11 protein-coding genes are annotated in these 12,008 nt (G+C 45.2%); 8 read left to right on the top strand and 3 right to left on the bottom strand.

The window, feature by feature from the left end; translation table 11 throughout:
• The first annotated feature begins 29 nt into the window (after nucleotides 1-29).
• Genes glmM through recJ form a run of 3 tightly spaced genes read left to right on the top strand, consistent with a single transcriptional unit; the run spans nucleotide 30 to nucleotide 3,744 of the window.
• Complete coding sequence (gene glmM / locus CWI32_RS02145) at nucleotides 30-1,361, top strand: phosphoglucosamine mutase (RefSeq protein ID WP_034608847.1); 1,332 nt, start codon at nucleotides 30-32, stop codon at nucleotides 1,359-1,361.
• Nucleotides 1,362-1,372: 11 nt separating this feature from the next.
• Complete coding sequence (gene pdxH / locus CWI32_RS02140) at nucleotides 1,373-2,029, top strand: pyridoxamine 5'-phosphate oxidase (protein WP_005173224.1); 657 nt, start codon at nucleotides 1,373-1,375, stop codon at nucleotides 2,027-2,029.
• Between the two features lie 14 nt (nucleotides 2,030-2,043).
• Nucleotides 2,044-3,744, top strand: a complete 1,701-nt coding sequence (recJ, locus tag CWI32_RS02135; protein ID WP_100534749.1) for a single-stranded-DNA-specific exonuclease RecJ — start codon at nucleotides 2,044-2,046, stop codon at nucleotides 3,742-3,744.
• A 54-nt stretch (nucleotides 3,745-3,798) separates the two neighbouring features.
• On the opposite strand, the gene CWI32_RS02130 is transcribed toward recJ, so the two are convergent.
• Together CWI32_RS02130 and CWI32_RS02125 are read right to left on the bottom strand one after the other, a co-directional pair.
• Nucleotides 3,799-4,554, bottom strand: a complete 756-nt coding sequence (locus CWI32_RS02130; RefSeq protein WP_100534529.1) for a putative porin — start codon at nucleotides 4,552-4,554, stop codon at nucleotides 3,799-3,801.
• Nucleotides 4,555-4,732: 178 nt separating this feature from the next.
• Entirely contained in the window at nucleotides 4,733-5,518 is a 786-nt protein-coding gene (locus CWI32_RS02125; protein ID WP_100534528.1) for a putative porin, read from the bottom strand.
• 504 nt (nucleotides 5,519-6,022) lie between these two features.
• Between CWI32_RS02125 and prfB the strand changes: the two genes are divergently transcribed.
• The 5 genes from prfB (at nucleotide 6,023) to CWI32_RS02100 (ending at nucleotide 11,016) form a co-directional block, all read left to right on the top strand.
• Nucleotides 6,023-7,118 (top strand): peptide chain release factor 2 gene (prfB, locus tag CWI32_RS02120; RefSeq protein ID WP_100329506.1). Its coding sequence is split into 2 segments (ribosomal slippage): nucleotides 6,023-6,094 and nucleotides 6,096-7,118, totalling 1,095 coding nucleotides; the frame shifts between segments, so codons are not numbered across the junction.
• Nucleotides 7,119-7,285: 167 nt separating this feature from the next.
• Nucleotides 7,286-7,585, top strand: coding sequence for an ArsR/SmtB family transcription factor (locus tag CWI32_RS02115; RefSeq protein WP_005173210.1), 300 nt, complete (start codon nucleotides 7,286-7,288; stop codon nucleotides 7,583-7,585).
• A 20-nt stretch (nucleotides 7,586-7,605) separates the two neighbouring features.
• Complete coding sequence (locus CWI32_RS02110) at nucleotides 7,606-8,691, top strand: alkene reductase (RefSeq protein ID WP_100534527.1); 1,086 nt, start codon at nucleotides 7,606-7,608, stop codon at nucleotides 8,689-8,691.
• A gap of 79 nt (nucleotides 8,692-8,770) precedes the next feature.
• Nucleotides 8,771-10,051, top strand: coding sequence for a 3-deoxy-D-manno-octulosonic acid transferase (locus tag CWI32_RS02105; protein ID WP_100534526.1), 1,281 nt, complete (start codon nucleotides 8,771-8,773; stop codon nucleotides 10,049-10,051).
• Between the two features lie 251 nt (nucleotides 10,052-10,302).
• Nucleotides 10,303-11,016: a 16S rRNA (uracil(1498)-N(3))-methyltransferase gene (locus tag CWI32_RS02100; RefSeq protein ID WP_100534525.1), complete on the top strand. Its 714-nt coding sequence runs from the start codon at nucleotides 10,303-10,305 to the stop codon at nucleotides 11,014-11,016.
• Here CWI32_RS02100 and CWI32_RS02095 read toward each other — a convergent pair.
• On the bottom strand, nucleotides 10,990-11,970 hold the full coding sequence (locus tag CWI32_RS02095; protein WP_100329503.1) for a mechanosensitive ion channel family protein: 981 nt from the start codon (nucleotides 11,968-11,970) through the stop codon (nucleotides 10,990-10,992). The genes CWI32_RS02100 and CWI32_RS02095 overlap by 27 nt on opposite strands.
• Nucleotides 11,971-12,008 lie beyond the last annotated feature (38 nt).

Raw genomic sequence — 12,008 nt, 5'->3', positions numbered from 1 at the left:
TCAATCATCCGCTAAGAAGTGAGATAAAGATGAGTTATTTTGGTACGGACGGTATTCGTGGAAAGTTTGGCGAATTGCCGATTACCCCTGAGTTTGCCCTGAAATTGGGGTTTGCAGCCGGTAAGGTTTTAAAGCGTCATAGTAAAAAAGCCAAGCCCTTGGTGGTTTTGGGTAAAGATACCCGTTTGTCTGGCTATATCCTGGAAGCCGCCTTGCAGGCAGGTTTAAATGCGGCTGGCGTCTATGTTCATCTTTTAGGCCCACTGCCAACACCGGCGATTGCCCATTTGACCCGCGCCTTGCATGCCAGCCTGGGAATTGTAATTTCTGCTTCGCATAATCCGTATTTCGATAACGGTATTAAGTTTTTCTCGGCGGAAGGCAAGAAATTACCGGATGCCTTGCAAGAAGAAATCAATCAGGAACTCGAACAAGATTTCATCATTGAAGATACCGCGAGCCTGGGTAAAAGTATCCGGGTCAAAGATGCCAATGGTCGCTATATTGAATTCTGTAAATCGACTTTCCCCTATCATCTGGACTTGAATGAACTCACCATTGTGGTGGATTGTGCCAATGGTGCCGCCTATAACGTCGGGCCTGCTGTGTTCCGTGAGCTGGGCGCACGTGTGATTGCCATTCATAATGAACCGACCGGGTTAAATATCAATAAAGACTGTGGTTCGACTCATCCTGAAAGCTTGCAACAAGCCGTGATCCAGCATCAGGCCGACTTAGGTGTTGCTTTTGATGGCGATGCCGACCGTGTAGTTCTGGTGGATAAGTCTGGAAAGCTGATTGATGGCGACCATATTCTGTATATTCTTGCCACGCAAAGCTCGAAAAAGCCGGCAGGTATCGTCGGTACCTTAATGAGCAATATGGCACTGGAACTGGCACTGGAAAAAGCTCAAGTGCCATTATTACGTGCCAAAGTCGGCGACCGTTATGTGTTGCAAGGTCTGGAAGAAAACGGCTGGACGATTGGTGGCGAGCCTTCTGGGCATATTCTGACCTTGGACAAGAGCACCACCGGCGATGCCATTATTGCCGCCTTGCAAGTGCTGACAGTCATGGTTGAACAGAAGAAAGCCCTGCATGAGCTGGTGGCTGATTTTCAACTGTTGCCAAATGTCCTGGTCAATGTGCGTTTAGATGCCATGTTTGATCCTTATTCAGTACCGGCCTTGGCCGCTGAATTTGAAAAAGCCGAACAGCAGCTTAAAGGGCGTGGCCGCTTGTTGATTCGTAAATCAGGCACTGAACCGGTGATTCGTGTCATGGTGGAAGGCGAAGATTTAAGTGAAGTGACTGCACTGGCAAATTCATTAGCTGATGCTGTACGTGCCAATGCCGCTTAGAGGAAGAAAGAATGAGTGATCTGATCAAAGATCTGAGTGAGCTACGCCTGAATTATCAGAAAGGCGAGCTGCAAGAACAGCAGGTCAACCCGAATCCGCATATGCAGTTCTTGCAATGGTTTAACCATGCACTAGAAGCGAAGCTGCATGAACCCTATGCCATGTCATTGGCAACGGCGGATGCTCAAGGTCGTCCGCATGTGCGTACCGTATTACTGCGCGGGGCGACTGAAGCCGGCTATGACTTCTATACCAATTATGACAGCCAAAAAGGTTTGGATCTGGCCGAAAATCCGTATGCTGAATTATTGTTCTATTGGCAGGATCAGGAACGTCAGATTCGGGTGAGTGGTAAAGTCATCAAGATTTCTGAACAGGAGTCGACTGATTACTATCATAAACGCCCACGTGACAGCCAGATTGCTGCGCATATCAGCACCCCGCAAAGTGGGGTAATTGCCAGCCGTGAAGAGCTGCAACAGCGTTTCTGGGATTTGCATAATCAGGTGGCGAATCAGCAACAGCTGGATAAACCGGAGTTTTGGGGCGGTTATCGTCTCGAACCCGATTATTATGAATTCTGGCAGGGCCGTCCGAACCGTCTGCATGATCGTTTAAGCTATGAGAAAATTGACGGTGCATGGCAATTGCAACGCTTGATGCCTTGATTATGCCAAAAATCATGCCAAAACTTGACATCAAACAGCGCCCCTTTCTGACCCGTCCTGAAAATTTTCAGGGTGTTCCAGCGTTTGTGGCTGAAATTCTGGCCCGTCGCGGGGTGGAGTCCGAGCAGGAACTTGAGCTTAAACTCAAGCATCTGCTGGCACCGACCATGAAAGGCCTGACGGATGCGATTCAGTTGATCGATCAGGCAATTGATCGTGGCCAGAAAATCGTGATTGTCGGCGATTACGATGCCGATGGTGCAACCAGTACTGCACTCATGGTGCTGGCTCTACGTGATATGGGGGCGAATGTCGAGTATCTGGTACCAGACCGTTTTAAGTATGGCTATGGTCTAACGGCTGCCATTGCCGATCTGGCTTTCGTCAATTTCACGCCTGATCTGCTGATTACCGTGGACAATGGTATTTCCAGCCATGCAGGAGTGAAACAGGCGCAAGATCATGGTATGCAGGTGATTATTACCGATCATCACCTGACCACCAAGCCGACACCTGAAGCCGAAGCGGTGGTCAATCCGAATCAGCTCGGTTGTGATTTCCCCAGCAAAGCCTTGGCCGGGGTCGGGGTGGCGTTTTATGTGCTGGCCAATCTGTCGACCCATCGCAAAAAACTTGGAAAATCGACCACTCAAATTATTCATTATCTTGATCTGGTGGCACTCGGTACTTATGCCGATGTCGCCAGTCTGGACTATAACAACCGGATTCTGGTCGATGCGGGCCTGAAACGGATTCAGCAAGGGCAGTGCCGCGCAGGGATCAGTGCGCTACTGGATATTGCAAAACGTGATCCGGCAGGTCTAAAAGCGCAAGATCTCGGTTTTGTCTTAGGGCCGCGCATTAATGCAGCCGGACGGATGGAAACCATGGACATCGGGATCGAGTGTCTATTGGCACCTGATCTGGCCACGGCCTATCCATTGGCTGAACAGTTGAATCAACTGAATGTTGAACGCCGTCAGGTCGAAGCTAAAATCAAGCAGGACGCTTTAAACGAACTTGAGAAAATTCAGCTGGACGAAACTGAATTGCCGGCTGCATTAATCATGTTTGAACAGCATTGGCATCAAGGTGTCATTGGTATTGTGGCGGGGCGTCTAAAAGAGCAGTTCCATCGTCCGAGTATTGTCTTTGCGGCAGATGAAGATGGAATACATATCAAGGGTTCAGCGCGTTCGATTGAAGGGATTCATATCCGTGATGCGATTGAACAGGTGGCGGAGCAATATCCACATTTAGTCAGTCATTTTGGCGGGCATGCAGCGGCAGCGGGTTTAACCCTGAAAAAAGAAAATTTTGCTGAATTTAAGCAGGTCTTTGAAGCGCTGATTGCTACGATGGACGCGGATTTATTCACTGCGACTTTATGGACGGATGGGGAGCTATCCGCTTCGGCTTTCCAGATCGAAACAGTCGATATCCTGCAACATTTAAGTCCGTGGGGGCAAAAATTCCCTCCACCTATTTTTGAAGGGATCTTTAAGATTATGGACTATCGTTGGCTCAAAGATGTACATCTTAAATTACGCGTGGCTTTGGAAAATGGGCAGGTGATTGATGCGATCGCCTTCAATGCAGCCGATAAATATGAATTTGATCCGATGAAAGATACGCGCTTGGTGTATGAGCTGGATAAAAATGTCTTTAATGGCAATGTCAGCCTGCAAATGCGGATTATACATTTAGAACAATAGACCATAAAAAACCGCTCACTTGAGCGGTTTTTTTTTTGCTTTTAATCGGAGTGATTAGAAGCGGTATGCACCACGTACGCCGAAAACATTACCTGCATCAGCAAAATCAATAGAACCTTCTAGGCTAACTTGCTGATTAAAGAATTTCTTGGCACGAATAGTAAATACATCACTATTTTCTAGGTCAGAATCAGAGAACCCAAGACCGATACTAAAAGTTTTGTCGAGGTATAAATCTGCACCTAGGTTATACGCATCTAGATCACCGAAGCTGGCTCCACCTTCAAAGTTCATATCGTAAGCACCAACTTGGCTTACATATTTCGCACGTAAAGTTGGATCGACATCATCACCTGCATCATTGTCATAACCTAAAAGACCAACAGCAACCAATAAACCAGGTACAGGTAAATAACCTAATTCAGCAGCATATACTGTTGTATCGAAATCTTCGAATCCTGTCTCTTTTTCCTGATTTTGGCCAATCATACCGCTGATATAAAAATCAGAATTCGGTACAAAATATTCAACGCCTACACCAAAAGTAGTTTCTTCAAACCAGTCATAATCTATATAAGAAATAGCTGCATTAATATTACTGGCACGGTTTAAAAAAGCTGCTTCATTCAAAGGCGAGTTCTTTACTTGCACTGGATTGAAATAATAAGTTCCATCAATCGCAAAACCAGTAGAAGTATCCCCATTATCTGGATCTACAAGAGCAATCGTGCCCCCGATTTCAGCTTGGTAAGCATGTGCAGTTCCTAGGCTAGCAAGAAGTGCTGTAGTAAGAGCAAGTTTCTTAAACATTTAGATTTTCTCTCTTTGTTATAAAAATATGACTGTATTATTAACAGTTGTAATAAATTGTACAGTTTATATTCGCCCAGTCAATGTGCAAAAAATACCTAAATGCTGATTAAAAGTGCAATAAAAAAACCCATCCGAGGATGGGTTTTTTTATAAATGGCTAATCTGTGGTTTTAGATTAGAAGCGGTATTTCGCTGCTACACCAAATTTGTTGTAATCATTGTTGCCTACTTCACCAAAACCAACTCGACCTTCCAGGCTCACTTGCTGGTTAATGAATTTACGAGCACTGATCCCGAACTCATTGGTATCTGTAGGGCCAAGATCTTTACTTGCGTAATCTACACCAACACTGAGTGTCTTATCGATAAAGTAGTCTGCTGCCAGATTGTATTCATCTAGATCACCAAAGCCTGCGCCAGCTTCCAGGTTGATATCTTTACCATTACTAAGTGTAGTCACATATTTAGCACGTAATGTTGGATCTACGCCGTCATCATAGTCATTATCATAACCTTTTAAACCGGCAGCAATTAATAGGCCCGGTGCTGGAAGGTAACCGATTTCAGCACCATAAACGGTTTGATCAGAGTTAGGGCCAACGTCGCGTTTAACATCATCACGACCAACATTACCACTTAGGTAGAAGTCTGAATTTGGTACAAAATATTCAGCGCCTACGCCGTAACGATGACGGTCATCATTACCGATTTCATCATATTGATATTGAGCGCTTACATTGCTGGCACGATCAAGGAAAGCTGCCTCTGCTAATGGTGCATTACGTGTTTGAACTGGATTGAAGTAATATGTACCATCAACACCGAAAGAGCCACTGGTTCCACCGTTATCAGGATCAAATACGCCTGCTGATGCACCAATTTCTGCCTGGTAAGCATGTGCTGCTGTACCTGTCATTGCTATTGCTGAAAGTAGTGCCGAAGCAATCGCTAATTTTTTCATGGTTACTACCCCTCAAATCTTTAGTTAAAAACATTACACTTTTTGTTACAACTTTCAGTCTAGAGCAATTTCAAAGATCGTCAATCAAAGGAAAGTTACAGCAATGTGAATAGCGTAATCTTATGTAATATTTTCTAAATAAGTAACTGAATAATAGAATTAAATTTATAATGTAGTGTTTTATTAAAACTGTGTAGATATTGTGGAATGTATTGAATTTGCTGATTTTTTATTCAATTTGGTAGGTGTTTTTAGACGATAAAATCAAATGAAAAAGTATATTTTGATAATGAATGCGAGATGCGAAATCCGATCAAGCTTCAGATCAAAACGACATTTAATAACCGATTCAATTGTCAAAAATTTTCTGACGAAAACATAACTCTAAATTGGGATGACATTCGAGCTTTGGACTGGATCCATCACACTGAAATAGCAGAAATAGACTGTGCTATAATATGGGGCTAAATAATTTGTGCCTAATTTTGATTGAGAGTAATTCACGTGGAAATTAATCCGTATCTAAACCAATTAAAAGACTTAAACGAACGTGGTCAAACACTACGGGGGTATCTTTGACTACGATCTGAAAAAAGAGCGTTTAGAAGAAGTCCTGCGTGAATTAGAAGATCCCACCATCTGGAATGACCAGAGTCGTGCTCAGGCCATGGCCAAAGAAAAAGGCGAACTTGAGAACGTATTAAATGTGCTGGATGGTTTGACCACACAGCTTGAAGATGCGCAGGCCTTGCTTGATCTGGCAGTGGAAGCGGATGATGAAGGCTTACTGGAAGATGTACAGGCTGAACTGACTACAGCTGAAGAAGAACTGGCTAAACTTGAATTCCGTCGTATGTTCAACAATCCGATGGATCCTAATCCTTGTTATTTAGAAATTCAGGCCGGTTCGGGTGGTACTGAAGCGCAGGACTGGGCATCCATGCTCATGCGGATGTACCTGCGCTGGATTGAACGTCATGGCTTTAAAGCAGAAATCATGGAAGAATCGGACGGCGATGTCGCAGGGCTTAAATCAGCGACGATTCGTGTAGACGGTGAATATGCCTATGGCTGGTTACGTACAGAATCTGGGGTGCACCGTTTAGTGCGTAAATCGCCATTTGACTCGGGCAACCGTCGTCATACCTCGTTCTCGGCTGTGTTTGTTTCGCCTGAAGTCGATGACAATATTGAGATCGAAATTAATCCGGCAGATGTGCGTACCGATACCTATCGTGCATCGGGTGCCGGTGGTCAGCATATTAATAAAACAGATTCTGCGGTTCGTTTAACGCATGCACCGACCGGGATTGTAGTGGCCTGTCAGAACCAGCGTTCACAGCATGCCAACCGCGACCATGCCTGGAAGCAGTTACGCGCCAAACTTTATGAACGTGAAATGCAAATTCGTAATGATGCTGCAAAAGCGCTGGAAGATACCAAGTCTGATATCGGCTGGGGAAGCCAGATTCGTTCATACGTTCTGGATGATTCACGTATTAAAGACTTACGTACCAGTGTCGAAAGTTCCAATACCGGCGCGGTTCTGGATGGCGATCTGGATAAATTTATCGAAGCAAGCTTGAAACAGGGCTTGTAAGAAATCGTTTAAGCTTGTAAGAAATCGTTTAAATAGCTGGCGTAACCAAGTTAGTACAGACTGTGACTCTTATATCTAAATTTATCGATATATAAATCGATAAAATGCGATATAATCGGTTTAGATGCTGAAACAAGTTTTGTTACGCCACAGATTGTGATGTACCTATGGATCTTGATCTAATTTTTAAAGCCTTAGCCAATCCGATACGTCGGCAGATTCTGGAATGGTTGAAATCGCCAGAACAATATCTGTCTGTGGAAGAGTGTGGTGGCTTTCAACGCGGGGTTTGTGCAGGGCAGATTGAAAAGTTAGGACAAGTCTCTCAGTCCACCATGTCCAATCATTTGTCTGTCTTGCAGCAGGCCGGTTTAATCACCGCGACCAAGCACGGACAATGGTCTTATTTCTCGCGTAATGAAGCTTTGATTCAGCAATATATCGACTATATGCAACAACACCTTTAATCCAACAGGTGGGAGTACCGATGGCTGAATTAAATTCTCCTTTAACGCTTGGCGCGTTAGAACTTAAAAACCGTGTCATCATGGCGCCGCTTACGCGTAGTCGTGCAACTGACGACCGCGTACCAACGCCAATGATGGCCGAATATTATGCACAACGTGCAAGTGCCGGTTTAATCATTTCTGAAGCCACGGTGATTTCTGAAGAAGCCAATGGTTACCGTAATACTCCTGGTCTCTTTACTGATGCGCAGGTAGCAGGCTGGCAGCAGGTGACTCAAGCGGTACATGACCAAGGTGGCCTGATTGTGGCGCAGCTGTGGCATGTGGGTCGTGTGTCTGATCCAGAACTGTTAAATGGTGAAACGCCAGTATCGGCGAGCAGTGTACAACAGGCCGGTCATGTCAGTTTATTACGTCCAAAACGTCCTTATGTGTTGCCGCGCGCGCTGGAAATTTCTGAAATTCATGCGATTACCGAACAATATAAACAGGCGGCAATTTGCGCCAAAGCTGCCGGTTTTGATGGAGTTGAACTGCATGCCGCCAATGGTTATCTGATTGACCAGTTCCTGCAAACCAAGACCAACCAGCGTGAAGATGAATACGGTGGTTCAGTCGAAAACCGTGCCCGTTTCCTGCTGGAAGTCATGGATGCACTGATTGATGTCTGGGGTGCAGGCCGTGTCGGAATTCATTTGGCACCGCGTGGCGATGAACACGATATGGGCGACAATGATCCACGTGAAACCTTTGGTTATGTGATGGAACAGTTGGGCAAGCGCCAGATCGCGTTCTTCTTTACCCGTGAATATCTGGCGGAAGACAGTATCTCGGAGTATATGAAACAGCGTTCAAACGGCGTGCCGTATATGGCCAATATGCGTTTAAGTCGTGACGATGCGATTGAATTGCTGGCTTCAGGCAAAGCAGATGCGGTAGCTTTTGGTAAGGCTTATATTGCCAATCCGGATTTATACGAGCGCCTACTCGAAGATGCACCGCTAAATGAACTAAAGCTGGAAAATATGATCGGAACCAATGCCGCAGAAGGCTATATTGATTATCCGACATTGGCTGAAGCAGACGCTTTAATTACTGTAGAATAATCTAAAAATGAGCCACATCGATTAACATGTCGATGTGGCTCTGTTATATTTTGTCGATTGAATCTGTTTCGAGGCGCATTTGGCTACTCCATTTTGGTATAACGCAGCGTTAGCTCTGATTAAACCCTTATATCAATCGCGTATTCGTAAACGTGCGACCGATCCTGAACAATTACAACAAGAACTGACAGAACGTTTCGGCCCATTTCAGCCGCCCAAAAATCTGCATGCCATCTGGTTTCATGTGGTCTCGGTCGGTGAGACCAATGCTGCCCAGCCTCTCATCGAACATTATTTAAAATCGGGTCATCCGGTGCTGGTCACCAATACCACCAAAACCGGTCAGGCACGGGCCAAATCACTTTTTTTAAAAGCACCTTATCTGGATTTATTTCAAGCGGTCTATTTACCTGCTGATCAGAAAGTACTGATCCGTGATTTTTATCAGCAGTATCAGCCAAAACTGTTATTGCTGATGGAAACCGAGCTTTGGCCGAATCTGCTGGATCAGGCACCAGAGTTTGATGTAGCCACGATTTTGTTAAATGCGCGTCTTTCGGAAAAGTCGGCCAAGGGCTATGCCAGGGTTAAAGGTCTGACCCGGAGCATGCTACAGCAGTTAAGTCAGCTTTTGGCACAAGATACTGCCACCCAGCAGCGTTATATCGAGTTGGGGATCACCGCCGAAAAAACCCAGGTTTTGGGCAATATCAAATTTGATATTACTGCACCACAAAGTTTTGTAGAACATGCTGCAAACTTGAAGCAAGAATGGCAACTGGCAGGTCGCAAAATTATGATACTGGCCAGTACCCATGCGCCTGAAGAAAAAGAAATTCTAAGCGCTTTAAAATCGGCTTTAGATAGCAACCCAAAACTTTTATGTATCGTCGTACCCCGTCATCCGGAACGTTTTGATGAGGTGTTTCAGGCTGCACAGAGTTTAAATTTAATAACTCAGCGCCGTAGTTTGGCCCAGAACATTGAAGCAGATACCCAGGTTTATCTGGCGGATTCGATGGGGGAAATGTGGCTCTGGTATGCTTTGAGTCAGGCCTGTTATGTCGGTGGCTCACTGAATGAGCCGGGTGGCGGGCATAATATTCTGGAGCCGATTGCTTTGAATGTATCGACTGTTTTAGGCAAAAACTATTTTAATTTTCAGACCATTGTCGATGAATTCGTTCAAGCAGATGCAGTAGAAGTTGTGCAGGATGCGCAGCAGGCGGCAGAGGTATTGCTGGAACTTTTGCAAGATCAAATCAAGGCACAACGTTTAAATACAGCAGCGCAGAGAATTATGCAGTTAAATACGGGATCGCTTGCCAAGCATATTCAGGTGATTGATCAGTATCTTTAATTGATATTGATAAGTAACAGATATTGGATTTACCAAGACGGCAAGGATGCCGTCGTTAGGCTGTGTGGATTGAAGTTTTTTCAATATTTCTAAGCTGGCTTATCTAGCCTACTTTTCAAAGATGAAAAGTAGCAAAAATCTTTTGTATCACTGAAGGGATGTCCTTATCCCTCAGGGATACGCGCGACATCCATGTCGCCACCCTCTAGCGGATAGAGGTCATTCAACAGTTCTTCGGTATAAAATCTTCTATGAATATTGTCCTTCTTGACCATCGACAAACACAATCGGATCTCTGGACGATTTCATCGAAACGTCAACTGGAACATTTACAGCAGCATGTGCAGATTCAAGTTGGAGATACCTTAAAAGTGGGAGTGCTGGAAGGTCAGCGCTATCTCACCGAGATTGTCGAGATTTCTGAAAAAGCAGTGCGACTAAAACCGCTTCAAGAAGATGCTATTCCAAAAAAATTACCCGTAACTTTAATTGTGGCCTTGCCACGGCCGAAAGTGCTGCGCCGTCTGATCATGGACAGTGTCACTTTGGGCGTGGAAAAAATCATTTTACTGCATAGTTATCGCGTCGATAAAAGCTACTGGCAAACCCCATTTTTACAGCAGTTAAATCATTATATCGAGCTGGGACTGGAACAGGCCGGGGATACAATAGCTCCGAAAATCGAGCTGTATAAACGTTTTAAACCTTTTGTTGAAGATATTTTGCCAGGCTTGATTACGGCTGACCGACCCGCTTATGTGGCACATCCTTATGCCGAACAATCCATGCCTTTTGCGATTCCGCATCCTTGTACGATGATCATCGGCCCGGAAGGCGGATTCATTCCGTATGAAGTAGATTTACTGGTTAAAAACGGCTGTCAGGCTGTGAGTCTGGGCAACCGTATTCTCCGCACTGAAACCGTGATTCCCTATGTCCTAGGTCGTCTGTTTAGCACGAGCTGAGGCATCTTCATTGCCTTCGCCGCGATAGACTTTGACTTCCTGTACCGGATAAGGAATTGAAATATGATGTTCGGCAAACGCCTGAATCACGCGTTCCTGCACCGCACTGATTGAGGTTCCTGTGCCTGTCTCAGTGGTATCGACCCACCAGAGCGCTTTTAAGGTAATGGAAAAATCAGCCAGCGCCGTGACATTGACACTAAAGCCCGGCTGACTGAGGATGGTCGGGTCTTTATCTAAAATGGCGGTAATCAGGTCTTTGGCTTTCTGGATATCATCTTCATAGCCAATACCCACTACAAACTCACAGCGACGGCGGGTATAGGCCGTGTTTACCGTCACGGCACTGGTATAGACCGTGGCATTGGGAATCACGATACGGCGGCCATCCGGTGAACGCAAAAAAGTCGCACGAATCTGGATATCTTCGACTGTGCCTTCCATGCCATTGACGATAATATCATCGCCAATCTTGAATGGTTCACCGAGTAAAATCAGCACACCAGAAAGCAGGTTCTGGAAAATATCCTTGAAGGCAAAACCAATGGCGACTGAACCAATCCCGAGGGCACTCATGAGCTGACCCGGGGTAAAGCCAGGCACGGCAATGACCAGTCCAATCAAAACACCAAAGAAAATAATAAAGGTACTGCCGACACGGTTCAGGACCAATACCAGATTCTGGCGGGTATAAGAGCGGTTCTCTAAAGTTTTGCGCACAAAAAACTTAAACAGTTTTGACAATAGCCAGAAGATGACAATGACCACCAGCGCAATACAGAAATAAGGCACACGCTCCCAGAAACCTTCCATGATCTTGTCAATGGTGCTATAGGCATCGTTGTACTTGGCAGTATGTTCAATCACGGTCTGGGTGGTTTTTTCAGTTGCCTGATGCAACAACTCCGTGGTGCCCTCAGTGACCTGGCTTAAGGTATTATTTTGCTCTGCCACAAAAATTCCATCATTTAAATTTTGCCTATTTTGCCTGA

Origin of the sequence: Acinetobacter pseudolwoffii, from assembly GCF_002803605.1 — a bacterium.
In the GTDB taxonomy this organism is placed as follows: Bacteria; Pseudomonadota; Gammaproteobacteria; order Pseudomonadales; family Moraxellaceae; genus Acinetobacter; species Acinetobacter pseudolwoffii.
Note: the sequence above shows the minus strand (reverse complement) of the source record. Positions and strands in the feature narration are given on the sequence as shown.